This is a genomic window from Pseudomonas sp. 01L34, from assembly GCF_056400265.1.
The window spans coordinates 191,273-214,540 of record NZ_JBFTSX010000008.1 but is presented as its reverse complement, the minus strand read 5'-3'; the positions used below and the strand labels follow the sequence as shown (position 1 = coordinate 214,540).

Genomic DNA, 23,268 nt, shown 5'->3' with positions numbered 1-23,268 from the left:
CAGGATTTACGACTGCTGCGCAGCCGAACGGGGGCAAGCCCCCTCGCCACAGGAAGTGGTTATAGGTAGGCACTCACCTATCGGGGAGAATAATAAGAAATGCACGACAACCATTTGAGTCGCCATGCCCAGCAAGTGTTGACCGTGACCCAGGGTAAGTCCCACCTGCACGGTCCCGGCAGTGATCCGTCCATTGCCCGCTCCTGGCTGCGTTGCCTTGAGGACTATCACCTCGACCCGGCCCTGACCATGGCGCCGACGGTGCTGGAGCATGCCCGCATCCTGGAAAGCCGCGAACGCTTGCAGCAAGTGTTGCAGATCGCCGGCAACGAAATGACCAGCCTCCACCAGCAACTCTCCGGCGCCGGCCACGCAGTGTTGCTGACCGACGCTCGCGGGGTGATCCTCAACTGCGTCACCGCGCCCGCCGAACGGAAGATTTTCGAACGTGCCGGCCTTTGGCTTGGCGCCGACTGGAGCGAAGCCTGCGAAGGCACCAACGGCATCGGCACCTGCCTGGTGGAGCGCCAGTCCCTGACCATCCACCAGGACGAACACTTTCGTGGCCGCCACACCGGCTTGACCTGCTCGGCAAGCCCGGTGTTCGACCCTCATGGTGAACTGTTGGCGGTGCTTGACGTGTCTTCGGCGCGTCACGAGGTTTCGCGGCAGAGCCAGTTTCACACCATGGCCCTGGTCAATCTGTCGGCGAAGATGATCGAGAGTTGTTATTTCCTGCGTTACTTCGACAATCAATGGCTACTGCGTTTTCACTTGCAGGCCGAATCCGTCGGACTGTTCAGCGAAGGGCTGCTGGCGTTCGACGGGGAAGGGCGGATCTGTGCGGTCAATCAGAGTGCGCTGAATTTGCTGGGGCATATTCGCGGCGGGCTGTTGGGCCAGCCGGTGGAGGCGTTCTTCGATTGCTCGCTGGACGAGTTGCTCGGCCGCGCGAGCGCCAATGCCAGCGCCAGTTGGCCGTTGCGCACCCGCGACGGGCGGCGGCTGTTTGCTGTATTGCGTGGGCAGCCGCGCAGCATTCCTGCACCGGTGGTACAAAGCCCGGCAGTGGCCGAGCGTCCACGGCTGTCGGGTATTTGCCTGGGCGATGCCGCGTTGCAGGAAGACTTCCGCAAGGCCTTGCGGGTGTTCGAACGGGACGTGCCGTTGCTGATCAACGGCGAAACCGGCTCAGGCAAGGAGGCTTTCGCCAAGGCCGTGCATCAGGCCAGTCAACGGGCGGAAAAATCGTTCGTCGCCCTCAATTGCGCGGCGATCCCCGAAAGCCTGATCGAAAGCGAGTTGTTCGGCTATCGCGGCGGCAGCTTCACCGGTGCCCGCAAGGAAGGCATGCGTGGCAAGTTGCAGCAGGCCGATGGCGGGACATTATTTCTGGATGAAATCGGTGACATGCCGCTGAGCATGCAGACCCGGCTATTAAGGGTGCTGGAAGACCGTCAGGTGGTGCCGATTGGCGGCGAGCCGGAATCGGTCAATGTGCGGATCATCAGCGCCACTCACCGTAACCTGCTCGAAAGGGTGCAGGACGGCAGTTTCCGCGAGGATTTGTATTACCGGCTCAATGGGCTGGAAGTCGCATTGCCAGCGTTGCGCGAGCGCACGGATAAATCACAGTTGCTCGACTTTCTGTTGGCCGAAGAGGCGGGCGGGGAGACAGTATTGATTGATGCAGCGGCGCGGCAGGCCTTGCTGGATTTTGCCTGGCCGGGGAACGTGCGGCAGTTGCGTAATGTGCTGCGGACCCTGGCGGCGTTGTGTGATGGCGGTCGGATCGGGCTGGAAGATTTGCCGGCGATGATTCGTCAGGCCCGGCCGGTGACGGTGGCGACGATTGAAGCGCCGTCCGAGTATCCGCTGGACGATGCCGAGCGACTGGCGTTGCTCAACGCACTGGAACAGCAGCGCTGGCACATGACCCACACGGCTGAACAGCTGGGCGTCAGCCGCAATACCCTCTATAGAAAGCTGCGCAAACACGGTATCGCCCGTTAGGTTGTGACTGATCGTTCCCACGCTCTGCGTGGGAATGCCTCCCCGGACGCTCTGCGTCCGCTTTTGGGACGCAGAGCGTCCCTTGCTGCATTCCCACGTAGAGCGTTACAGCTAAAGAGTGCGATTTTCCCCTCCCTACGCTAACCTGCGGCCATGTTTTACGAGGTCGACTATGCACATTCATATTCTTGGTATTTGCGGCACTTTCATGGGTTCGATGGCGGTTCTGGCCAAAGAGCTAGGCCATCATGTGACCGGCTCCGATGCCAACGTCTATCCGCCGATGAGCACTCAGCTGCAAGCCCAGGGCATTGAGTTGACGCAAGGTTACGACCCGGCGCAGCTCGATCCGGCCCCGGACCTGGTGGTGATCGGCAATGCCATGTCCCGCGGCAACCCTGCGGTCGAGTACGTGTTGAACAAAGGCCTGCCGTACGTCTCCGGCCCGCAATGGCTGGCCGATCACGTGCTGCAAGGCCGCTGGGTGCTGGCGGTTGCCGGCACGCATGGCAAAACCACTACCAGCAGCATGCTCGCCTGGGTCCTGGAACACGCCGGCATGAGCCCGGGTTTCCTGATCGGCGGAGTGCCGCAGAATTTCTCGGTGTCGGCGCGTCTGGGCGATACGCCGTTCTTCGTGATTGAAGCCGACGAATACGACAGCGCATTTTTCGACAAGCGTTCCAAATTCGTTCACTACCGTCCGCGCACGGCGATCCTGAACAATCTGGAGTTCGATCACGCGGACATCTTCCCTGATCTGGCGGCCATCGAGCGACAGTTCCACCATTTGGTGCGGACCATTCCGAGCGAAGGCCTGGTGATCCATCCGACTACAGAGCCGGCCTTGCAGCGCGTGATCGAGATGGGCTGCTGGACTCCGGTGCAAACCACCGGCGCCGGCGGTCAATGGCAGGTCAAACTGCTCAGTGAAGATGGCTCGAAGTTCGAAGTGATGTTCGAAGGCGTCGCTCAAGGCGTGGTCGAGTGGGACATGACCGGTCAGCACAACGTCGCCAACGCCTTGGCCACCTTGGCCGCCGCGCGTCACGTCGGCGTCGTGCCGTCGATGGGCATCGCGGCACTGAGCGCGTTCAAAAGCGTGAAGCGCCGGATGGAAAAAGTTGCGGAAGTCCGTGGCATCACCATTTACGACGACTTCGCCCACCACCCGACCGCCATCGCCACCACCCTCGACGGTTTGCGCAAGCGCATCGGCGATGCGCCGCTGATCGCGATCATCGAGCCGCGCTCCAACTCCATGAAGCTCGGTGCTCACCGTGATGGTTTGCCGGAAAGCGTGGTCGATGCCGATCAGGTGATCTGGTATTCGCCGGCCAACCTCGGTTGGGACCTGGGCGCCACGGCGGCGTTGTGCACCGTGCCGTCGATTGTCAGCGATTCGCTGGAAGGAATCATCGAGCGCGTGAAGAGCCAGGCCCAGCCCGGCACTCACGTGGTAATCATGAGCAACGGCGGCTTCGGCGGCCTGCACGGCAAACTGGCCGAGGCGCTGCAATGAACAATGGTCCGGAACGCATCACGCTGGCGATGACCGGCGCTTCGGGCGCCCAGTACGGCTTGCGCCTGCTCGACTGCCTGGTGCGTGAAGACCGCGAGGTGCACTTCCTGATTTCCAAGGCCGCGCAACTGGTGATGGCCACCGAGACCGATGTCTCGCTGCCCTCCAAGCCGCAGATGATGCAAGCCTTCCTCACTGAATACACCGGTGCCGCCGCCGGGCAGATTCGGGTGTACGGCAAGGAAGACTGGATGTCGCCGGTGGCTTCGGGCTCCGGCTCGCCAGCGGCGATGGTGGTGGTGCCGTGTTCCACCGGGACCTTGTCGGCGATCGCGACCGGTGCCTGCAACAACTTGATCGAGCGGGCGGCCGACGTGACGTTGAAGGAGCGCCGCCAGCTGATTCTGGTACCGCGCGAGGCGCCGTATTCGAGCATTCATCTGGAGCACATGCTCAAGCTGTCGAACATGGGCGTGACGATTCTGCCGGCATCGCCAGGCTTCTATCATCAGCCGCAAACCATTGATGACTTGATCGACTTCGTCGTGGCGCGAATTCTCAATCTGCTGAACATTCCGCAAGACATGCTGCCGCGTTGGGGCGAGAATCATTTGAGCAGTGATGAATAAGCTGCTGATCATCCTGCTGGCGGTGCAACTGGCGGGCTGCGCCACGGCGCGCACCCTCGATGCCGCCAAACCCGGGGCACCGGTGGTGTATTCGGGGACGCGTCTGGATTTGTATGCAATGAACGGCGGGTGCTGCGCCATGGACAGATTTGGCGCAGAAGCGCCGAGTTATCCCGGTGTTGATCTGCCGGCCAGTGCTTTGCTCGACACATTGCTGTTGCCGTTGTCGTTGTTGACGGTTTTAGGTGTTGGGTTTCAGGCGACCGGAGGGTTGTAAGGGTAGCTGCGCTCCCTGTGGCGAGGGGGCTTGCCCCCGTTGGGTCGCGTAGCGGCCCTCCGTTTCTTCAGTTGCACCAAATCGCCTGGATTTACGACTGCTTCGCAGCCGAACGGGGGCAAGCCCCCTCGCCACAGGTCCGATGTCGACCTGAAATTACTTGCCTAACTTACGCAACTCATCCGACTCGACAATCCGTACGCCATCCTGCTCTTCCAGCGCCAGGCGCCACATGGCGCGGGCCAGTTGGCAGGCTTCGATGCCGTGGTATTTGCCCGGAATCAATTTCGACAACGGACCGGCAACCCGTTCGGCCAGTCGCGGCTCGGCGCGATCGCCCAGCAACAGCGAAGGCCGGCAGATGGTCAGCTGCGGCCAATTCTGCGCGCGCAATGCGTGTTCCATCTCACCTTTAACCCGGTTATAGAAAATCGGCGATCTGCGGTCGGCCCCCAAGGCACTGATCACGATCAGGTGCCGTGCGCCCATTTCCCGGGCACGTTTGGCGAAGGCCACGACCATGTCCAGGTCCACCGCGCGAAACGCTTCCTCGGAGCCGGCTTGCTTGATCGTGGTGCCAAGGCAGCAGTAGGCGACGTCGACGCGACCGTTCAATTGCGGCAGAAACACAGTCGGGTCACCGACCGGGTTTTCCAGGTGAGGATGTTCGGCCAGTGGCCGGCGTGAGGGGGCCAATACGCGTGCGATCGTTGGCTCGTTGAGCAGACGGTCAAGCAAATGTTCACCGGTTAACCCGGTAGCTCCGGCAAGCAATACATGCTGAGGCGTCAAGTACATAGTTATTCCCCCTTGATACTGTTCAGCTTAGTTGCTCTTTTCATCCTTGCTGATAGAGACACTTTGCAATGCCTTTCGTGCCTGCTGCTTGCGTAACAATTGCCAATGGGCAAGCACGGCTTTCGGCGCCCAGATCTGTGGTTCGGAAGCTTCGAAGCTGTCGGCCAGCTCACGCTCGGCCACGGTGGCGCTGGCCCGTTTGAAGGCTTGCTCCAGATCGTCGGTCTGGTTCAGCGCCTGGGCAAACAAGGCATCGCCGAAATAAGTGAAGTTGGCTTCTTCCGAACACCCGAAGGACACCCGGTCGGCTCGCGAGGCGGTCATGATCAGGGTGTGTTCATCCTTGAGGGCAGGGATGAAGCCGCCGGAATAACAGGACGAAATCACGATAATCTTGTCGCGCTTCTTCAGGGGCGCGAGGACGGCGGCGAGTTCGTCGGCCGGCAGGTCGGCCAGTTCCATGCGTGGCTGGTCGAGTACCAGTTCGTGTTCACTGGAGCCATGGCTGGTCAGGTAAATGAACAGCAAGTCTTCCGGGCCACTGCGCTCGGCCAGGGTCTGGGCGGCGCGGCGCAGGTTTTCCCGGGTGGCCATCGGCCGGTCGCCGAGGTGCTCGCGATGGTTGACCAGGCGAATCTGGCCGAAAGCGCCGAATCGGCTGGCGAGCATGTTGGCGACGTAGTCGGATTCGCGCAGGAACACGCTCTGCTTGCCGTCACCGCCCAGGGTCAAGGTGTACAGTTCGACCGCCGGAGTCGAGGCCGGCACATTGGCCAGGGCTTCGTCGAGCAAGCGGCCCTGGGCCAGCAAGCCGAGTTCCAGGGTGTCGGGCAGCAGCTTGCCGTCGGCGTCGCGCACGCGCTGGCTGTTGATCCAGGTGCCGCTCAGCACCGTGCCATCGGTCAGCACCAGCGTGCCTTTGCCCTGATAGTTGTCGCCGTCGAACTGACCGATATAGAAACTGCCATCGGCCAGGTTCAAGCGGCCCTGGCCGGTGAAGCGCCAGTCGCTGAACTGACCGATGTAGTGACTGCCATCGGCGCCGATCAACTCGCCCTTGCCGTTCAGCACGCCTTCCTTGAACTGACCGATCCAGACATCGCCATCGGCGTTTTCGTAGCGGCCCTTGCCATGCAGTTGATTGTTCTTGAACCCACCGACGTAGATATCGCCATCGGCGCTGTTGAAAGTACCGTTGCCTTCCAGTTGGCCGTCGACGAAATGCCCGGTGAACTGATTGCCGCTGGCATCGCTGCGCTGGCCTTCGCCGTTGGGTTTGCCGTGGGCGAACTGACCCTGGTACTGGCTGCCGTCTTCGAGTTCCAGACGACCGAGCCCTGAATATTGGTCGGCCTTGAATTCGCCACGATAGGTCATGGCGTTTTCTTTGAGGGTGCCTTCACCATCCCGTCGACCGGCCTTGAAACCGCCGGTGTAGCTGCTGCCGGTGGTGGTCAGCGTGCCCTGACCGTCGAACAGCCCCTGCTGGAACTGCCCGCGATAGACCTCGCCGTTGCTGCCGTGCCATTCGCCCTGGCCATGCCATTGGCCTTTGTCGAAGTGACCGGCGTACCAACTGCCGTTCGGGTAATCGATGCGACCCTCGCCTTGCAGCAAGCCGTTGACCAGATCACCACGATAGCGTCCGCCGTCCGGCAGGCGGGCGTCGGGGGGCAACAGCGATTCGCCATCGCCGCAAGCGGTGAGCATCAGGGTCAGGGCAAGGAGTGCAAGTGAGCGCATAGCGGGATCCGGGCAATTAGGCGACGGAGTATGCCGCAGCTATGTGTCGCATTTATAGAGACACGGCACAGACACAGCGCGAAACAGCATGAGCTGCTTCGCAATCAGGCATGTGTCAGACGAAGCAGAGGGACAATGGCTCGGCGATATAGGCCGGTTTGTCCGATCCTTCGATTTCAAGCGTAGCGGTGGCCTTGAGCAGCCATTGGCCGGGTTTCTTCTCGGTGACGTCGTTCATGTCGACCTTGAGTCGAACCCTGGAATTAACCTTCACAGGCTGGATGAAACGCACGCTGTCCAGGCCATAGTTGACCACCATCTTCGCGCCTTCGGGCAGGATGAGGATGTCTTCCATCAGTTTGGGGATCAGCGACAACGACAGGAAACCATGGGCGATGGTGCTGCCAAAAGGCGTTTGCGCGGCTTTGACCGGGTCGACATGGATGAACTGATAATCGCCTGTGGCTTCTGCGAACAGGTTAATGCGTTCCTGGTCGATGGTGAGCCATTGGGAACATCCGAGTTCCTTGCCGACATAATCTTTGAGCTCTGCAACTGGAACATAGGGCATTGAGACTCTCCTTGGGTTCATCGGATTTATAGTTTTTCGAGTGGGGGACTTGACCTCCCTGCGAACCACTTTAGATCAACATGACAAATTGCTCCGGTCAACTGACCATGCTTTTGGCGAATGCCGACTCATAGCGTGCTTATAATGTCGGGCCCCTTCTTGGTGGGGGAGAGCGCGGGAGAGGATGGATGTTGTTACGTGGCCTGACCTGGCTGGTGCTGTTTCAATTGCTCGGCACAGCCCTCAATCATCTGTTTTTGCCGGTGCTGCCGGGGCCGATCATTGGCCTGCTGTTGCTGCTGGGGTATCTGATCAGCCGCGGTCAAGTCGGCGAACCGCTGAACCTTGCGGCCAGCAGCCTGTTGCGTTATTTGCCGTTGCTGCTGGTGCCGCCGGCCGTGGGCGTGATGGTCTACGCCACTGACATTGCCGCGGATTTCTGGGCGATCACCGGTGCGCTGGTGTTGTCGTTGGTGCTGTCGATGGCCTTCGCCGGGATGCTGATGCAGCGCATGGTCAAGCGTCACGCCCATTCCGAGGACAGCCAATGATGTTCGATTGGCACGGCGCCTGGGCGTCGGTGATTCATCATCCGCTGTTCGGCATCGGTATTACGCTGGGCGCGTATCAATTGGTGCTGGCGGCGTTCGAGAAAACCCGCTGGATTTTTCTGCAACCGGTGCTGGTCTCCATGCTGCTGGTCATCGGCGTGCTGGTCAGTTGCGGTCTGAGTTACGTTGAGTACCGCAAGAGCACCGAGATCCTCAGTATCTTGCTCGGGCCGGCCACCGTTGCGCTGGCGGTGCCGCTGTACCTCAACCTGCGGCGGATTCGACAGTTGTTCTGGCCGATATTTACTACGCTGGTGATAGGTGGCGTAGTCGCCACGGGCATGGGAGTGCTGCTGGGTTGGTGGTTCGGCGCCGAACACATGATCCTGATGACCATGGCCCCCAAGTCGGTGACCTCGCCGATTGCCATGCTGGTGGCGGAGCAGATTGGTGGCGTCGCGGCGCTGGCGGCGGTGTTCGTGTTGATTACCGGGGTGATCGGAGCGATCTTCGGGCCGAGTCTTTTGACTCGTCTCGGTGTCCACAGCCCGGAGGCCCGCGGTATGGCTCTGGGCATGACCGCCCATGCGGTCGGCACGGCGGTGGCCATGCAGGAAAGTGAGGAGTGCGGCGCCTTCGCGGCGCTGGCGATGAGTCTGATGGGCGTGGCCACGGCGGTATTCCTGCCGTTGGCGGTGTCGATGGTGGTGTAAGGAAATGTCTATGAGTCTGCCGCTTTTTCCGCTGAACACGGTGCTGTTTCCGGACTGCATCCTCGACTTGCAGATTTTCGAAGCACGCTACCTGGACATGATCGGCCGTTGCATGAAACAGGGCAGCGGCTTCGGCGTGGTGTGCATTCTCGAGGGCGAAGAAGTCGGCATCGCTCCTGAAGGCTACGCGCGGGTGGGGTGCGAGGCGCTGATCACCGATTTCCATCAGCAGGACAACGGCCTGCTGGGCATTCGGGTAAAGGGCGGGCGGCGTTTTCACGTGGTGCGCACCGAGGTGCAGCGCGACCAGTTGATCGTCGCCGACGTCGAGTGGCTCAAAGATGAGCCCGAGCAACCGCTACAGGATGAAGACGCCGATCTGGTGGCGCTGCTCAAGGCCTTGGCGGAACACCCGATGGTCGAAGCACTGAGCATGGGCTCCGAAGCGACGGGGCAACAGTCGCTGGCCAATCAGTTGGCGTATCTGTTGCCGTTTTCCGAGGTGGACAAGATCGACTTGCTGCAACTCGATGATCCGCAGCAACGGCTGGATGCGATTCAGGCGTTGCTGGATGAACTGCAGGGTGAGTTGTTTGCCTGATGTCCACTGAAAGATCGCAGCCGCTACAGGTGCGATCTGTCAATCCTCAATATGCATACCGCAACAAAGCTTGCGGCAAATGCCGCAACACAAAGAAGCCGAACAACGCCAGCAACGACGGCAACACCAGCCACCAGACTTTGGGTGGCATGGCGTTGAGCGGCGCCTGGCGTTGCGTCAGCCACAGGCTCGCCGCACACACGCATGCCGCCAGCATCGCGCCGGCCAGTACATCGGTAGGCCAGTGCGCCCCCAGGTAAACCCGCGACAGGGTAATCGCCAGCGCCGGCAAACAACCCAGCAACAACCAGGTCAGGCGCATTCGCGGCGGTTGTCCGCGGCCAGCCAGCACCGCTAGCGTCAGAAACAGCGCGAACGAGCCCGAGGCGTGGCCGCTGGGCATGCTGTAGCTGGTCAGTGGATCGCTCAGCACTTCCGGGCGAATGCGGGCGAAAAAGTGCTTGGTTGCCGTGTTGCCCAGCGCGGTGAAAAGCAACGTGCTGCCGGCGAAGATCGCGTGCCGCCATTGTCGCGTCAGCAACAGCAGGGCCGTCAACAGGGCGCTGATCATAAACATGTTGCGGAACTCGCCAATCAGCGTGAACACCACGGCTACTTCATCGAGCATCGGGCTGCGGTGTTCCTGCACCAGGGTCATCAACCCTTGGTCGAGGGCGGTCAGGTGCGGATAGCCGATGAACAGTCCCGCCAGAATTAGAAAACTCATGCCGGTGATCAGCATCGTCGCCTTGCGATGGCGGCGCATGCTGCTGGTAATGCTCAAACCCGCCATGACGGCGATGCTGCCGGCAACGATCCCGGCCTCGGGCCAGAACCCTTCGGGCAATGGCAAGCGAATCGCCGCGCCGGTGGCCCAGCCGGGCAGCAGATAGGCAACGCTCCAGCCCGCGGCGGCCAACAGGCTGACGGCGGCGAAGCGGGGGAAGGGCATATCGAACATACCTGCGACCATCGGCAGCATTGGTCGCAACGGGCCGATAAAGCGTCCGACTAACAGGCTGGCGATGCCATAACGCTGAAAATACGCTTCGGCCCTGGCGATCCATTCCGGATGATGGCGCAACCCCGGCAGGCGCCGGATGTTCTGGTGGAAATGTCGTCCCAGGAAATACGAAACGATGTCGCCCAGCACGCCGCCGAGGAAACCCAGCAGCAATGTTTCACCCAGCGACAGTGCGCCACTGCCGGCCAGTACTGCCGCGGCAAACAACAACACCGTACCGGGTACGATCAGCCCGGCAATCGCCAGGCACTCCACACACGCCACTACGAACACTGCCATGGCCAGCCACTGCGGATTGACCGTCAGCCAACCGATCACGCTATCGAGCCATGGGCCCATAAAAACAACTCCATCGAATGTTCACTTGGCCCCAAAGGGATGAATCTCCCAAATGCTGAACGACCGCTCCCACTGGGATTCCCGTTTGCCCGGGCACGTTTCAAGTCAGCAAAAAATAATCACGCCCTTCGACCTGACCCCGACGCATCGGATTGCGAGTGCAGTACGGCGCGTAAGCCGCATCGACGAAACGGTACATTAAATGTTCGTCGCGCCCCTGGGGGATGCCCAGGCGTGTGGTCTGGATGATATGGCCGGGCGCAGGCCCGATGTCTTCCACCAGCAGCACTTCATGGTCAAAACGCTTGGCGTCCCAGACCGGCACCTTCAGCCCCAGCGCCTTGCACAGCAACGTCTGCCCGGCGCACAGCTTTTGCGAGGGGCGAGGGCGGCCCTGGGCGTCGGGATTGTTCAGCAGCATCTGCGCCAGGCTGGCTGGCCCGCTCAGTTCATCGACCCATGGATAGGCGGATTTGATCAGCACCGCATTGCCCGGACCTTGGGCACTGAAGTTCAGGGAATCGCCGCCGCGGGCGTAATACATATAGATGTGGCCGCCATCCAGAAACAAAGCCTTACGCTTTTCTGTGTAGCCCAGGGAGGCGTGGCTACCCTTTTCTTCGCAGTAATAGGCTTCGGTCTCGATGATCCGGGCGCTGAGCCACAGGTCGTCGACCCGGTGGCGGATGATTTTGCCCAGCAGATCCCGGGCCAGCGTTTGGGCGTCGCGGTCGAAAAATGCATCCGGCAGAGCCTTGGGCGGGCGCGTTTCGGACGCACGAACAGTCAGGTTAGTCATGATGAACAGCGTTTATCAGGGCTGATTGAGTCGTGATGATAACAATATGCAACTTAATCACGGCTGAACGTCGGCAAATTGCCTTCCATTTCGACCATCCGCCCGTCACCGCTGTTAGTCCCGAGACGCGACAGCTATAATCTGCCGCTTTCCTCTTTACCAAGACCACAGCAGACCATGACTGAGTCCGTTCTTGACTACATGACCCGTTTGGGTCGCGCCGCCCGCGAAGCTTCCCGCGTGATCGGCCGTGCCAGCACCGCGCAGAAAAACCGCGCCTTGCAGGCGGCCGCCAATGCGCTGGATGCTGCGCGCGCCGAGCTGACCGCAGCCAATGAACTGGATTTGGCCGCTGGCCGCACCAATGGTCTTGAGCCGGCCCTGCTGGAACGCCTGGCGCTGACCCCGGCGCGCATCGACGGCATGATCGTCGGTTTGCGTCAGGTCGCGGCCTTGCCGGACCCGGTCGGCGCGATCCGCGACATGAGTTACCGGCCGTCGGGCATTCAGGTCGGCAAGATGCGCGTGCCGTTGGGCGTGATCGGGATCATCTACGAATCCCGGCCTAACGTGACCATCGATGCTGCCAGCCTGTGCCTGAAGTCCGGCAACGCGACCATCCTGCGTGGCGGCTCCGAAGCGATTCACTCCAACCGCGCCATTGCCGCCTGCATCCAGCGCGGCCTGGCCGAGGCCGATCTGCCGGCCGCGGTGGTGCAAGTGGTCGAAACCACCGACCGTGCCGCCGTCGGCGCGCTGATCAGCATGCCCGAATACGTCGACGTCATCGTGCCCCGCGGCGGCCGTGGCCTGATCGAACGGGTCAGCCGCGATGCCCGCGTGCCCGTCATCAAGCACCTGGACGGCATCTGTCACGTCTACGTCAGTGCCCACGCCGATCTGCCGAAAGCCCAGCGCATCGCATTTAACGCCAAGACTTACCGTTACGGCATCTGCGGCGCGATGGAAACCCTGTTGGTCGATCAGGCAGTTGCCAAAGAGTTTTTGCCGGCGATGGCTGCCCAATTCCGCGAAAAAGGCGTCGAGCTGCGCGGTTGTGAGCGCACCCGGGCGATCATCGAGGCCGTCGCGGCCACTGAAGAAGACTGGACTACCGAATACCTGGCGCCGATCCTCTCGATCCGCGTGGTCGACGGGCTGGACCAGGCCATCGAGCACATCAACCAGTACGGCTCCCATCACACCGACTCGATCGTCAGCGAAAACCTGGCTGACACCCGGCGTTTCGTGGCTGAAGTCGATTCGTCCTCAGTGATGATCAACACCCCGACCTGCTTCGCCGATGGCTTCGAATACGGATTGGGTGCCGAGATTGGCATTTCTACTGATAAGCTGCACGCCCGCGGCCCGGTGGGCCTCGAAGGTCTGACCTGCGAGAAGTACATCGTGGTCGGTGACGGTCAGCTGCGCGGCCAGGAGTCGCTCTGACTTGGGCGACCTCGACCCGTCAGCCCCAGTGACCGCCAGCGAGCCCCGGCCTCGACGCATTGGCGTACTGGGCGGGACCTTCGACCCGGTGCACATCGGCCATTTGCGCGGTGCGCTGGAAGTCGCCGAATCGCTGGCTCTCGATGAGTTGCGTCTGACACCCAGTGCCAGGCCGCCCCATCGGGACAAGCCGCAGGTATCGGCGAAGGACCGTCTGGCGATGGTCAAGTGCGCGGTGGCCGGTGTGGCACCGTTGGTGGTGGATGCCCGCGAATTGCAGCGGGACAAGCCGTCCTACACCATCGACACCCTGGAACTGATGCGCGCCGAACTTGCCGCTTCAGACCAGGTTTTTCTACTTTTGGGCTGGGACGCATTTTGCGGCCTGCCCACTTGGCACCGCTGGGAAGAGTTGCTCCAGCATTGCCACATCCTGGTGCTGCAACGCCCGGATGCCGACAGCGAACCGCCGGATGCCTTGCGCAACCTGCTGGCAGCACGTTCGGTGAGCGACCCGCTGGCCCTCAAAGGGCCGAGCGGACAGATTGCATTCGTCTGGCAGACACCGCTCGCGGTATCCGCCACCCAGATCCGTCAACTGCTGGCCAGCGGTAAGTCGGTACGTTTCCTGGTGCCCGACGCGGTCCTGGCCTACATCGATGCGCACGGACTTTACCGTGCGTCGAACTGAAAAAGGGCGCGCTTCAAGGCACGTGAATGCGTGTATCGAAGCGCCCGAACATACGAGCAAAACGAGTTTTATATGACTGACAAAGACGTAAACAAAGTAAAGCGCAAGGGCACATTCAAGAGCGCACCGCTGCCAGTAGAAGCACCAACTGGCGCGCCACTGGCCGGCGAAGAGCTGGTCAAGGTTGCCGTAGCGGCCCTGGAAGACGTCAAGGCCCAGGACATCCAGGTGATCGACGTTCGTGAAAAGCAGAGCATCACTGACTACATGATCATCGCCACCGGTACGTCCAACCGCCAGATCGGCGCGATGCTGGACAAGGTCCGCGAAGCCGTCAAAGCCCAAGGCGTCAAGCCGCTGGGTGAAGAAGGCAAGGGCGACAGCGACTGGGTGCTGCTGGATATGGACGACGTCATCGTGCACATGATGACTGCCTCGGCGCGCCAGTTCTATGACCTGGAACGCCTGTGGGCCGGCGCCGAGCAAAGCCGTTCTGCCAGCGCTGCACACCACAGCCCTGAGAACACCCATGAGCATTTCACCAAGCTCAACAAAGACCAGCAATAAGGGAACGCTGTGCGACTGCGACTGATCGCCGTCGGTTCACGCATGCCCAAGTGGGTGGAAGAAGGCTGGCATGAATATGCCAAGCGTCTTCCTTCCGAGCTGGCGCTGGAACTGGTGGAAATTCCGCTCAACACCCGCGGCAAGAACGCCGACGTGGCGCGCTTTATCCGTCAGGAAGGCGAAGCCATGCTGGCCAAGGTCGGGCCGAACGAGCGCGTTGTCACCCTCGAAGTCCACGGCAAGCCCTGGAGCACCGAGCAACTGGCGGTCGAACTCGATCGCTGGCGGCTGGACTCGCGCACGGTGAATTTCATGGTCGGCGGCCCCGAGGGGCTGGCGCCGGAAGTCTGTGCCCGGGCGGATCAACGCTGGTCGTTGTCGCCGTTGACGTTGCCGCACCCGTTGGTGCGGATTCTGATCGGTGAACAGCTGTATCGTGCCTGGACAGTGCTGTCCGGCCACCCTTACCACAAGTAGTTCTGCCCTCATGTCCCAGCCGATCCGCATCAAGGACCACGAAAAAGACGCCCGTCTGGTGCGTGGCCGCGTCGTGTTCGGGGCTATTACGGTGGTGACGCTGATCGGCGTGCTGATCGCGCGGCTGTATTTCCTTCAGGTGATCCAGTACGAGTACCACTCGACCCTGTCGGAAAACAACCGCGTCCATGTGCAGCCGATTCCGCCGACTCGCGGGCTGATCTACGACCGCAATGGCGTGGTGGTGGCCGACAACCGGCCCAGCTTCAGCCTGAGCATGACCCGTGAACGCTCCGGCGACTGGCAGCAAGTGCTCGACGTGATCGTCGAAGTGCTGGAGCTGACGCCCGAGGACCGGGTGATCTTCGAGAAGCGTATGCGTCAGGGGCGTCGGCCGTTCGAGCCGGTGCCGATCCTGTTCGAGTTGACCGAAGAGCAGATCGCCCGCATCGCGGTGAACCAGTTCCGTCTACCCGGTGTGGAAGTGGTCGCGCAGCTGGTTCGTCACTATCCGCAGGGCGCGCACTTTGCGCACTCGGTGGGATATATGGGGCGGATCAACGAGAAAGAGCTCAAGTCTCTGGACCCGGTGAGTTACAGCGGCACCCATCAAATTGGCAAAACCGGCATCGAGCGCTTCTACGAGCCCGAATTGCACGGTCAGGTCGGTTACGAAGAAGTCGAGACCAACGCCCGTGGCCGTGTGCTGCGGGTACTCAAACGTACCGAGCCGATTTCCGGCAAGGACATCGTCCTGAGCCTGGACATCAAATTGCAGGAAGCTGCCGAAGCCGCGCTTGGCGGTCGCCGTGGCGCGGTGGTAGCGCTGGACCCGAAAACCGGTGAGGTGCTGGCGATGGTCAGCCAGCCGAGTTTCGATCCGAACCTGTTCGTCACCGGCATCAGTTTCAAGGCCTACTCCGAGCTGCGTGACTCCATCGACCGGCCACTGTTCAACCGCGTGCTGCGCGGTCTGTACCCGCCCGGTTCGACCATCAAGCCAGCGGTGGCGATTGCCGGCCTGGATGCGGGCGTGGTCACGGCGTCGACCCGGGTGTTCGACCCGGGTTACTACATGCTGCCCAACTACGATCACAAGTACCGCAACTGGAACCGTACCGGTGACGGCTTCGTCGATCTCGACACGGCGATCATGCGTTCCAACGACACCTACTTCTATGACCTGGCGCACAAGCTGGGGATTGATCGGTTGTCGTCCTACCTGAGCAAATTCGGCATTGGCCAGAAGGTCTCCCTGGATATGTTCGAAGAGTCGCCGGGGCTGATGCCAACACGGGAATGGAAGCGCGTGACCCGTCGTCAGGCCTGGTTCCCGGGCGAGACGCTGATTCTGGGGATCGGTCAGGGCTACATGCAGTCCACTCCGTTGCAACTGGCGCAGGCCACGGCACTGGTGGCCAACAAGGGTGTCTGGAATCGTCCGCACCTGGCCAAGACCATCGAGGGCGAGAAGCCGAAGGATGAACATCCGATGCCGGACATTATCCTGCGCGACCCGTCGGACTGGACCAAGGTCAATCACGGCATGCAGCAGGTAATGCACGGTGCCCGGGGTACGGCGCGCAAGGCATCGATCGGCGCGCAATACCGGATAGCCGGCAAAAGTGGTACGGCCCAGGTGGTTGCGATCAAGCAGGGCGAGAAGTACGACCGCTCCAAGGTGCAGGAGCGCCACCGCGACCACGCCTTGTTCGTCGGCTTCGCGCCGGCCGACAACCCGCAAATCGTGGTGTCGGTGATGGTCGAGAACGGCGAGTCCGGCTCCGGCGTCGCCGCGCCGGTGGTGCGTCAAGTGATGGACGCCTGGCTCCTCGACCAGGACGGACGACTGAAAGCCGAATACGCCAGCCCTATCAGTGCGGAGGCTACGGCCCGTGAAGAATAATTTCGATCGCATGCTCTCCAGCGAGGATGTGATGCGTCGCCGTGCGACGCTGTTGCAACGCCTGCACATCGACGGCCCGCTGCTGATCCTGCTGCTGACCCTCGCTGCCGGCAGCCTGTTCGTGCTGTATTCGGCCAGCGGCAAGAGCTGGGATCTGCTGGCCAAGCAAGCCACTTCCTTCGGCATCGGCCTGATATCGATGATCGTCATCGCCCAGTTCGAACCGCGCTTCATGGCCCGCTGGGTGCCGCTCGGCTATGTGGTCGGCGTGATCTTGCTGGTGGTGGTGGACGTCATGGGCCATAACGCCATGGGGGCCACCCGCTGGATCAATATCCCCGGGGTGATCCGCTTCCAGCCCTCGGAATTCATGAAGATCCTGATGCCGGCGACCATCGCCTGGTATTTGGCCAAGCGTTCCTTGCCACCCCAGCTCAAGCACGTGGGGATCAGTCTGGTGCTGATCGGTGTCCCGTTCATTCTGATCGTGCGTCAGCCCGACCTCGGCACTTCGTTGCTGATCCTCGCCGGTGGCGCATTCGTGCTGTTCATGGGTGGCCTGCGCTGGCGCTGGATCCTCAGCGTGATCGCCGCCGCCGTGCCGGTGGCCGTGGCGATGTGGTTCTTCATCATGCACGACTATCAAAAGCAGCGAATCCTGACCTTCCTCGACCCCGAGAGCGATCCGCTGGGCACGGGTTGGAACATCATTCAGTCGAAAGCGGCCATCGGTTCCGGTGGCGTGTTTGGCAAGGGCTGGTTACTCGGTACCCAGTCGCACCTGGACTTCCTGCCAGAAAGCCACACCGACTTCATTATTGCGGTCCTGGGTGAAGAGTTCGGCCTGGTCGGTATCTGCGCGCTGTTGCTGATTTACCTGCTGTTGATCGGTCGCGGGCTGGTGATTACCGCCCAGGCCCAGACGTTGTTTGGCAAATTGCTTGCGGGCAGCCTGACCATGACGTTTTTTGTTTACGTTTTCGTCAACATCGGTATGGTCAGTGGCCTGTTGCCGGTGGTGGGGGTGCCGTTGCCCTTCATTAGCTACGGAGGAACTTCGCTGGTGACGCTACTGTCAGCGTTTGGGGTTTTGATGTCGATCCATACCCATCGCAAGTGGATCGCGCAGGTTTGAATAAGGTGAAGATTTCAATGCAAGTAATGCGTGGCTGGGCGACTCGATACGCACCGTGGGTCGGCCTGGTGAGCATCCTTGGTTCCGTGCAGGAAGCATTGGCCGGCGATTACGAAGGCTCACCCCAGGTGGCCGAGTTCGTTGGTGAAATGACCCGTGACTACGGCTTTGCCGGTGAACAGCTGATGGGCGTGTTCCGCGAAGCCGAGCGCAAACAGTCGATTCTGGACGCGATCTCCAAACCCGCCGAACGCGTCAAGCAGTGGAAAGAATATCGCCCGATGTTCATCACCGACGCGCGCATCGCCCGTGGCGTGGACTTCTGGCGTCAGCACGAGGCGGTGCTGGCTCGCGCCGAGCAGGAATACGGTGTGCCGGCGCAGGTGATCGTCTCGATCATCGGCGTCGAGACCTTTTTTGGTCGCAATACCGGTAATTATCGGGTGATCGACGCCTTGTCGACCCTGGGTTTCGACTATCCTCCCCGTGCTGATTTCTTCCGCAAGGAGTTGCGTGAATTCCTGCTGCTGGCCCGTGAAGAGCAGGTCGACCCGTTGACCCTCAAAGGCTCCTATGCCGGGGCCATGGGCTTGCCGCAATTCATGCCGAGCAGCTTTCGCGCCTATGCGGTGGATTTCGACGGTGACGGCCACATTAATATCTGGAACAACCCCGATGATGCCATCGGCAGCGTCGCCAGTTATTTCAAGCAACACGGCTGGGTCGCCGGCGAACCTGTGGTCAGCCGTGCCGATGTGCGCGGCGATCAGGTGGACGAGGGGCTGACCGACGGCATCGAACCGACGAAAACCGTCGGGGAGTTGCGGGCGCTGGGCTGGTCGAGTCATGATGCGCTGCGCGATGATATGCCGGTCACGGCTTTCCGCCTGGAAGGTGACAATGGCCCTGAATACTGGATGGGCCTGACGAATTTTTACGCGATCACGCGTTATAACCGCAGCGTGATGTACGCCATGGCCGTACATCAACTGTCTGAACAGCTGGTCCAAGCACGGGGCGTCAAGTAATGCGGGCATTGCCTATGAATAAACCCCTGAAGCTCATGGCATTCGCCGCGTTGGCGGTGCTGGTCGCCAGTTGTTCGACCAGCCGCTCACCGACTCAGAAGTCTTCCACCGCCGTTCGTTCGGCCCCCGGCCTGGACATCAACCGGGCGCACAAGGATGGCGCACCCTGGTGGGACGTCGACGTATCGCGCATCCCGGATGCCACGCCGACCCTGCACAGCGGTCCTTATAAAGCCAACCCGTACACCGTGCTGGGCAAGACCTACTTCCCGCTGCAGGAATCCAAGACCTACGTCGCGTCGGGCACGGCGTCCTGGTATGGCACCAAGTTTCACGGCCAGAACACCGCCAACGGCGAGGTGTATGACCTGTATGGCATGAGCGCCGCCCACAAGACCTTGCCACTGCCAAGTTACGTTCGGGTGACCAACCTGGACAACAACAAGACGGTGATTCTGCGGGTCAATGACCGTGGGCCGTTCTATTCAGACCGGATCATCGACTTGTCCTACGCGGCCGCCAAGAAGCTTGGCTACGCTGAAATCGGCACGGCGCGGGTCAAGGTCGAAGGCATCGACCCGCAGGAATGGTGGGCGCAGAGAGGTCGTCCGGCGCCGTTGATGCTCAACGAGCCGCAAGTGGCGCAAAATGCCGCGCCGACCATGACCGCTTCCACTGGCACCGTCGAGCAATGGACGCCACCGCCGCAGCAACACGCCGCGGCCGTTGTGCCCGTGCAGATCGATGCAAAAAAAAACGCTTCTGTACCAGCCTCTGGCCAGTATCTGCAGGTGGGCGCGTTCGCCAACCCGGACGCTGCAGAGCTCCTGAGATCGAAGCTCAGCGGGATGGTGAGCGCTCCGGTGTTCATCAGCTCGATCGTGCGTAACCAGCAGACACTGCATCGGGTGCGCATGGGGCCGATCGGCTCTGCGGGTGAAATCCAGCAGGTGCAGAACAGCGTGCGGCTGGCCAATCTCGGTTCACCGAGCCTGGTCAGCGCCGAGTAACACGTAGTACTTGATTGACGGTTCGCTTGCAGTTTTGGGGGCGAACCGGGTTGTTGGCTCGTTGAAGAACAAAAGCCCGGCAAGGGTTACAGAGTGAGCAACTGAACACGTGACAGCTTTTTCAAAAGTTGTCTGATTAGTTTTGCCCTAGGGCAGTTTCCATTAGCGATTTCGAGAGACGGATGAACATCACCACCTTTGCCAAACGCCTGTGCCTGCTAGTCCCGCTGCTTCTCTCTCCCGCGGCTTTCGCGGTCGAGATGATGCCGTCGCCACCGCAATTGGCCGCCAAAGCCTACGTACTCATGGATGCCAGCAGCGGCAACGTGCTGGTAGAGAACAACGGTGACCAGCGTCTGCCGCCGGCCAGCCTGACCAAGCTGATGACCGCGTACATCGCGACCCTGGAAATCCGTCGTGGCCAGATCGGCGAAAACGATCCGGTGACCGTCAGCGAGAACGCCTGGCGTACCGGTGGTTCGCGGATGTTCATCAAGGTCGGCTCGCAAGTTACCGTCAGCGACCTGCTGCACGGCATCATCATTCAATCGGGCAACGACGCCAGTGTTGCGCTCTCCGAGCACATCGCCGGCAGCGAAGACGCATTCGCCGACCTGATGAACAAAACCGTTGCTGATCTGGGCATGACCAACACCCACTTCATGAACCCGACCGGTCTGCCGAACCCGGAGCACTACTCGTCGGCTCACGACATGGCCGTGCTGGCTCGCGCGATCATCCACGAAGACCCGGCTCACTACGCGATCTACTCGCAGAAAGAGTTCTTCTGGAACGGTATCAAGCAGCCTAACCGCAACCTGCTGCTGTGGCGCGACAAGACTGTCGACGGTCTGAAAACCGGTCACACTGACGAAGCCGGCTACTGCATGGTGTCTTCGGCCGTACGTGATGGCATGCGCCTGATCGCCGTGGTGTTCGGCACCAACAGCGAAGTGGCTCGTGCTGCCGAAACCCAGAAGCTGCTGACTTACGGTTTCCGCTTCTTTGAAACCCAGACCTTCTATCAGAAAGGCGCCGAGCTGGCTCAGGCACCTGTCTGGAAAGGCACCACCAATCAAGTCAAGGCCGGCCTGGCTGAAGACCTGACCATGACCTTGCCAAAAGGCCAGCTGAAGAAGCTTGCTGCCAGCATGACCATGAACCCGCAACTGGTTGCACCCATCGCCAAGGGCGACGTGATCGGTAAAGTCGAAGTGAAACTGGACGACAAAGTGGTGCACAGCGCCGACCTGATCGCTCTGGACGCAGTCGACGAGGGTGGTATCTTCCGCCGCATGTGGGATAGCATCCGTCTATTCTTCTACGGCTTGTTCAACTGATAGTGTGCACCTGCAAGGCCCCACGCTGATCCGGCGTGGGGCCTTGCTGTCGCCACGGCTTACGCTTACGAGGCCGTTACGCCATGACCGATACCGAAGTAAAGGCGCCTAAGATCGAATTCCCCAACGTTGATTACCCGGTTAAGGTGATCAGCGATACGGGTGTGGGCAACAAAGACAAGATCATCGAGATCGTCAAGAAACACGCGACGATCAACCATGACCGCGTTGATGAGCGCCAAAGCACCAACGGCAAGTACACCACGATTCAGTTGCACATCGTCGCCACCGACCAGGACCAGCTGTACAACATCAACAGCGAACTGCGGGCTACCGGCTTCGTGCACATGGTGCTGTGATGCCTGGCACGCTGGGCTTTCGCGAACTCGGCCAGATGGCTTACGAGCCGGTCTGGCATGCCATGCAGCGCTTCACCAACGAACGCGGCAGTGATGCCGCTGACGAGATCTGGCTGGTCGAGCACCCACCGGTGTTCACCCAGGGCCAGGCCGGCAAGGCTGAGCATCTGTTGCTGCCAGGTGATATTCCGGTGGTGCAGGTCGACCGCGGTGGGCAGGTGACCTACCACGGTCCGGGCCAGTTGGTGGCCTACCTGTTGCTGGATGTGCGCAAGCTGGGGTTCGGCGTGCGTGACCTGGTCAGCCGCATGGAGCAGTGCCTGATCGAGTTGCTGGCCAGTTACGGCGTGACCGCATCCGCCAAGCCGGATGCACCGGGTGTCTATGTCGATGGCGCGAAAATCGCGTCCTTGGGTCTGCGGATCCGCCACGGTTGTTCCTTTCATGGCCTGGCCCTGAACGTGGATATGAACCTGGAACCGTTTCGACGGATTAATCCCTGCGGCTATGCCGGGCTGGCGATGACCCAGCTGCGCGATCACGCAGGACCGATTGAATTTGCCGAGGTAAGTGCCCGGCTGCGCGCGCAGCTCGTCAAACACCTCGACTATGCTGAGCAGACGACCCTAACGGGCGGAATCGATTGATATGACTACTGATGCAGTGCAAACCATGATCCCGACGCTCGATGTCACCGAGCGTCCGGCCCCGCGTGCCAAGGTTGAAGCCGGCGTCAAGCTGCGCGGCGCCGAGAAGGTTGCACGCATCCCGGTGAAGATCATCCCGACCACCGAACTGCCGAAGAAACCAGACTGGATTCGCGTGCGCATCCCGGTTTCCCCGGAAGTCGACCGCATCAAGGCCTTGCTGCGCAAACACAAGCTGCACAGCGTTTGCGAAGAAGCATCCTGCCCGAACCTGGGCGAGTGCTTCTCCGGCGGCACCGCGACCTTCATGATCATGGGCGATATCTGCACCCGTCGTTGCCCGTTCTGCGACGTTGGCCATGGTCGTCCGAAGCCACTGGACGTGAACGAGCCGGAAAGCCTGGCCATTGCCATCGCCGACCTGAAACTGAAATACGTGGTCATCACCTCGGTAGACCGTGACGACCTGCGTGACGGTGGTGCCCAGCACTTTGCCGACTGCATCCGCGAAATCCGCAAACTGTCGCCGAACGTACAGCTCGAAACCCTGGTCCCGGACTACCGTGGCCGCATGGACGTCGCACTGGAAATCACCGCCGCCGAGCCGCCAGATGTGTTCAACCACAACCTGGAAACCGTGCCGCGCCTGTACAAGGCTGCGCGTCCGGGGTCGGATTACCAGTGGTCGCTGACCCTGCTGCAACGCTTCAAGCAGATGATGCCGCACATTCCGACCAAGTCCGGCCTGATGCTGGGTCTGGGCGAAACCGACGAAGAAGTCATCGAAGTCATGAAACGCATGCGCGAACACGACATCGACATGCTGACCCTGGGCCAGTACCTGCAACCGTCCCGCAGCCACTTGCCGGTCCAGCGCTTCGTGCACCCGGACACCTTCGCCTGGTTTGCCGAGGAAGGCTACAAGATGGGCTTCAAGAACGTCGCTTCCGGCCCGCTGGTACGCTCCTCGTACCACGCCGACGAGCAGGCGAAGCTGGTCAAGGCCGAATTGATGTCGTCCTGATTCCGCGCTGAGAAAAGAGCACGCCCGCAAGGTTAGTCCTTGCGGGCGTTTTCAT

At 61.0% G+C, this 23,268-nt stretch carries 24 protein-coding genes; 19 read left to right on the top strand and 5 right to left on the bottom strand.

Going from position 1 to position 23,268, the window contains the following annotated elements:
- Nucleotides 1–99: 99 nt before the first annotated feature.
- The 4 genes from AC1DQM_RS24675 (at nt 100) to AC1DQM_RS24660 (ending at nt 4,441) form a co-directional block, all read left to right on the top strand.
- Nucleotides 100–2,013, top strand: coding sequence for a sigma-54-dependent Fis family transcriptional regulator (locus AC1DQM_RS24675; protein ID WP_477746989.1), 1,914 nt, complete (start codon nt 100–102; stop codon nt 2,011–2,013).
- Nucleotides 2,014–2,185: 172 nt separating this feature from the next.
- Nucleotides 2,186–3,535 carry a UDP-N-acetylmuramate:L-alanyl-gamma-D-glutamyl-meso-diaminopimelate ligase gene (gene mpl, locus AC1DQM_RS24670; RefSeq protein WP_086945943.1) on the top strand — a complete coding sequence of 450 codons (1,350 nt, stop codon included), beginning with the start codon at nt 2,186–2,188 and terminating at the stop codon, nt 3,533–3,535.
- Entirely contained in the window at nt 3,532–4,164 is a 633-nt protein-coding gene (ubiX, locus tag AC1DQM_RS24665; protein WP_477746988.1) for a flavin prenyltransferase UbiX, read from the top strand. The genes mpl and ubiX overlap by 4 nt, the downstream gene beginning before the upstream one ends.
- Nucleotides 4,157–4,441, top strand: a complete 285-nt coding sequence (locus AC1DQM_RS24660) for a YceK/YidQ family lipoprotein (protein ID WP_007937468.1) — start codon at nt 4,157–4,159, stop codon at nt 4,439–4,441. Before ubiX ends, AC1DQM_RS24660 begins: the two co-directional genes overlap by 8 nt.
- Nucleotides 4,442–4,597: 156 nt before the next feature.
- Here AC1DQM_RS24660 and AC1DQM_RS24655 read toward each other — a convergent pair whose 3' ends face one another.
- The 3 genes from AC1DQM_RS24655 to AC1DQM_RS24645 form a co-directional block, all read right to left on the bottom strand.
- Nucleotides 4,598–5,239 carry an oxidoreductase gene (locus AC1DQM_RS24655; protein ID WP_019650883.1) on the bottom strand — a complete coding sequence of 214 codons (642 nt, stop codon included), beginning with the start codon at nt 5,237–5,239 and terminating at the stop codon, nt 4,598–4,600.
- Between the two features lie 27 nt (nt 5,240–5,266).
- Nucleotides 5,267–6,982: a C13 family peptidase gene (locus AC1DQM_RS24650; protein ID WP_477746987.1), complete on the bottom strand. Its 1,716-nt coding sequence runs from the start codon at nt 6,980–6,982 to the stop codon at nt 5,267–5,269.
- A gap of 115 nt (nt 6,983–7,097) precedes the next feature.
- Entirely contained in the window at nt 7,098–7,553 is a 456-nt protein-coding gene (locus AC1DQM_RS24645; protein WP_018925744.1) for a MaoC family dehydratase, read from the bottom strand.
- A gap of 188 nt (nt 7,554–7,741) precedes the next feature.
- Here AC1DQM_RS24645 and AC1DQM_RS24640 point away from each other — a divergent pair, with 188 nt between their 5' ends.
- From AC1DQM_RS24640 to AC1DQM_RS24630, 3 genes are read left to right on the top strand one after another with little or no spacing between them, the layout of a single operon-like run.
- Nucleotides 7,742–8,104: a CidA/LrgA family protein gene (locus AC1DQM_RS24640; protein WP_477746986.1), complete on the top strand. Its 363-nt coding sequence runs from the start codon at nt 7,742–7,744 to the stop codon at nt 8,102–8,104.
- On the top strand, nt 8,101–8,817 hold the full coding sequence (locus AC1DQM_RS24635) for an LrgB family protein (RefSeq protein ID WP_018925746.1): 717 nt from the start codon (nt 8,101–8,103) through the stop codon (nt 8,815–8,817). The genes AC1DQM_RS24640 and AC1DQM_RS24635 overlap by 4 nt, the downstream gene beginning before the upstream one ends.
- Nucleotides 8,818–8,827: 10 nt before the next feature.
- Entirely contained in the window at nt 8,828–9,418 is a 591-nt protein-coding gene (locus AC1DQM_RS24630; RefSeq protein ID WP_477746985.1) for an LON peptidase substrate-binding domain-containing protein, read from the top strand.
- A 46-nt stretch (nt 9,419–9,464) separates the two neighbouring features.
- On the opposite strand, the gene AC1DQM_RS24625 is transcribed toward AC1DQM_RS24630, so the two are convergent.
- Together AC1DQM_RS24625 and AC1DQM_RS24620 are read right to left on the bottom strand one after the other, a co-directional pair.
- Nucleotides 9,465–10,781 (bottom strand): bifunctional DedA family/phosphatase PAP2 family protein, encoded by a 1,317-nt coding sequence (locus tag AC1DQM_RS24625; protein WP_477746984.1) that lies wholly within the window; start codon nt 10,779–10,781, stop codon nt 9,465–9,467.
- Between the two features lie 100 nt (nt 10,782–10,881).
- Nucleotides 10,882–11,580, bottom strand: a complete 699-nt coding sequence (locus AC1DQM_RS24620; RefSeq protein ID WP_064620614.1) for a DNA-3-methyladenine glycosylase — start codon at nt 11,578–11,580, stop codon at nt 10,882–10,884.
- Between the two features lie 177 nt (nt 11,581–11,757).
- On the opposite strand from AC1DQM_RS24620, the gene AC1DQM_RS24615 reads away from it, so the two are divergent.
- From AC1DQM_RS24615 to lipA, 12 genes are all read left to right on the top strand, one after another.
- Nucleotides 11,758–13,029, top strand: a complete 1,272-nt coding sequence (locus tag AC1DQM_RS24615) for a glutamate-5-semialdehyde dehydrogenase (protein WP_477746983.1) — start codon at nt 11,758–11,760, stop codon at nt 13,027–13,029.
- A gap of 1 nt (nt 13,030) precedes the next feature.
- The gene (nadD, locus tag AC1DQM_RS24610; RefSeq protein WP_018925751.1) at nt 13,031–13,720 is read left to right on the top strand and encodes a nicotinate-nucleotide adenylyltransferase; all 690 of its coding nucleotides are present in this window, start codon (nt 13,031–13,033) and stop codon (nt 13,718–13,720) included.
- Nucleotides 13,721–13,792: 72 nt separating this feature from the next.
- A complete protein-coding gene (gene rsfS, locus AC1DQM_RS24605; RefSeq protein ID WP_019581345.1) occupies nt 13,793–14,287 on the top strand; it encodes a ribosome silencing factor in 495 nt (164 codons plus the stop codon).
- A 9-nt stretch (nt 14,288–14,296) separates the two neighbouring features.
- Nucleotides 14,297–14,764, top strand: a complete 468-nt coding sequence (gene rlmH, locus AC1DQM_RS24600; protein ID WP_007937439.1) for a 23S rRNA (pseudouridine(1915)-N(3))-methyltransferase RlmH — start codon at nt 14,297–14,299, stop codon at nt 14,762–14,764.
- A gap of 10 nt (nt 14,765–14,774) precedes the next feature.
- A complete protein-coding gene (gene mrdA, locus AC1DQM_RS24595; RefSeq protein WP_111454207.1) occupies nt 14,775–16,670 on the top strand; it encodes a penicillin-binding protein 2 in 1,896 nt (631 codons plus the stop codon).
- A gap of 31 nt (nt 16,671–16,701) precedes the next feature.
- A complete protein-coding gene (rodA, locus tag AC1DQM_RS24590) occupies nt 16,702–17,805 on the top strand; it encodes a rod shape-determining protein RodA (protein ID WP_019650887.1) in 1,104 nt (367 codons plus the stop codon).
- 17 nt (nt 17,806–17,822) lie between these two features.
- The gene (gene mltB / locus AC1DQM_RS24585; RefSeq protein WP_086945938.1) at nt 17,823–18,833 is read left to right on the top strand and encodes a lytic murein transglycosylase B; all 1,011 of its coding nucleotides are present in this window, start codon (nt 17,823–17,825) and stop codon (nt 18,831–18,833) included.
- The gene (locus AC1DQM_RS24580; protein WP_064620605.1) at nt 18,833–19,843 is read left to right on the top strand and encodes a septal ring lytic transglycosylase RlpA family protein; all 1,011 of its coding nucleotides are present in this window, start codon (nt 18,833–18,835) and stop codon (nt 19,841–19,843) included. Before mltB ends, AC1DQM_RS24580 begins: the two co-directional genes overlap by 1 nt.
- Nucleotides 19,844–20,025: 182 nt before the next feature.
- Nucleotides 20,026–21,183: a D-alanyl-D-alanine carboxypeptidase family protein gene (locus tag AC1DQM_RS24575; RefSeq protein WP_018925757.1), complete on the top strand. Its 1,158-nt coding sequence runs from the start codon at nt 20,026–20,028 to the stop codon at nt 21,181–21,183.
- A gap of 83 nt (nt 21,184–21,266) precedes the next feature.
- Nucleotides 21,267–21,542, top strand: coding sequence for a DUF493 domain-containing protein (locus AC1DQM_RS24570; RefSeq protein WP_003215438.1), 276 nt, complete (start codon nt 21,267–21,269; stop codon nt 21,540–21,542).
- Nucleotides 21,542–22,189, top strand: a complete 648-nt coding sequence (gene lipB, locus AC1DQM_RS24565) for a lipoyl(octanoyl) transferase LipB (protein ID WP_007937425.1) — start codon at nt 21,542–21,544, stop codon at nt 22,187–22,189. The genes AC1DQM_RS24570 and lipB overlap by 1 nt, the downstream gene beginning before the upstream one ends.
- A gap of 1 nt (nt 22,190) precedes the next feature.
- Nucleotides 22,191–23,213, top strand: a complete 1,023-nt coding sequence (gene lipA, locus AC1DQM_RS24560) for a lipoyl synthase (RefSeq protein WP_007946663.1) — start codon at nt 22,191–22,193, stop codon at nt 23,211–23,213.
- Nucleotides 23,214–23,268: the final 55 nt, after the last annotated feature.

Excerpts from the sequence above, each read along its gene's own strand:
- AC1DQM_RS24570 (WP_003215438.1), top strand. The coding sequence starts at position 21,267 with ATGACCGATACCGAAGTAAAGGCGCCTAAGATCGAATTCCCCAACGTT.
- AC1DQM_RS24640 (WP_477746986.1), top strand. The coding sequence starts at position 7,742 with ATGTTGTTACGTGGCCTGACCTGGCTGGTGCTGTTTCAATTGCTCGGC.
- AC1DQM_RS24660 (WP_007937468.1), top strand. The coding sequence starts at position 4,157 with ATGAATAAGCTGCTGATCATCCTGCTGGCGGTGCAACTGGCGGGCTGC.
- mltB (WP_086945938.1), top strand. The coding sequence starts at position 17,823 with ATGCAAGTAATGCGTGGCTGGGCGACTCGATACGCACCGTGGGTCGGC.
- AC1DQM_RS24645 (WP_018925744.1), bottom strand. The coding sequence starts at position 7,553 with ATGCCCTATGTTCCAGTTGCAGAGCTCAAAGATTATGTCGGCAAGGAA.
- AC1DQM_RS24580 (WP_064620605.1), top strand. The coding sequence starts at position 18,833 with ATGCGGGCATTGCCTATGAATAAACCCCTGAAGCTCATGGCATTCGCC.
- mrdA (WP_111454207.1), top strand. The coding sequence starts at position 14,775 with ATGTCCCAGCCGATCCGCATCAAGGACCACGAAAAAGACGCCCGTCTG.
- AC1DQM_RS24615 (WP_477746983.1), top strand. The coding sequence starts at position 11,758 with ATGACTGAGTCCGTTCTTGACTACATGACCCGTTTGGGTCGCGCCGCC.
- AC1DQM_RS24650 (WP_477746987.1), bottom strand. The coding sequence starts at position 6,982 with ATGCGCTCACTTGCACTCCTTGCCCTGACCCTGATGCTCACCGCTTGC.
- rodA (WP_019650887.1), top strand. The coding sequence starts at position 16,702 with ATGCGTCGCCGTGCGACGCTGTTGCAACGCCTGCACATCGACGGCCCG.
- AC1DQM_RS24575 (WP_018925757.1), top strand. The coding sequence starts at position 20,026 with ATGAACATCACCACCTTTGCCAAACGCCTGTGCCTGCTAGTCCCGCTG.
- AC1DQM_RS24635 (WP_018925746.1), top strand. The coding sequence starts at position 8,101 with ATGATGTTCGATTGGCACGGCGCCTGGGCGTCGGTGATTCATCATCCG.
- AC1DQM_RS24675 (WP_477746989.1), top strand. The coding sequence starts at position 100 with ATGCACGACAACCATTTGAGTCGCCATGCCCAGCAAGTGTTGACCGTG.
- rsfS (WP_019581345.1), top strand. The coding sequence starts at position 13,793 with ATGACTGACAAAGACGTAAACAAAGTAAAGCGCAAGGGCACATTCAAG.
- AC1DQM_RS24630 (WP_477746985.1), top strand. The coding sequence starts at position 8,828 with ATGAGTCTGCCGCTTTTTCCGCTGAACACGGTGCTGTTTCCGGACTGC.
- AC1DQM_RS24620 (WP_064620614.1), bottom strand. The coding sequence starts at position 11,580 with ATGACTAACCTGACTGTTCGTGCGTCCGAAACGCGCCCGCCCAAGGCT.
- AC1DQM_RS24625 (WP_477746984.1), bottom strand. The coding sequence starts at position 10,781 with ATGGGCCCATGGCTCGATAGCGTGATCGGTTGGCTGACGGTCAATCCG.
- mpl (WP_086945943.1), top strand. The coding sequence starts at position 2,186 with ATGCACATTCATATTCTTGGTATTTGCGGCACTTTCATGGGTTCGATG.
- ubiX (WP_477746988.1), top strand. The coding sequence starts at position 3,532 with ATGAACAATGGTCCGGAACGCATCACGCTGGCGATGACCGGCGCTTCG.
- AC1DQM_RS24655 (WP_019650883.1), bottom strand. The coding sequence starts at position 5,239 with ATGTACTTGACGCCTCAGCATGTATTGCTTGCCGGAGCTACCGGGTTA.
- lipB (WP_007937425.1), top strand. The coding sequence starts at position 21,542 with ATGCCTGGCACGCTGGGCTTTCGCGAACTCGGCCAGATGGCTTACGAG.
- lipA (WP_007946663.1), top strand. The coding sequence starts at position 22,191 with ATGACTACTGATGCAGTGCAAACCATGATCCCGACGCTCGATGTCACC.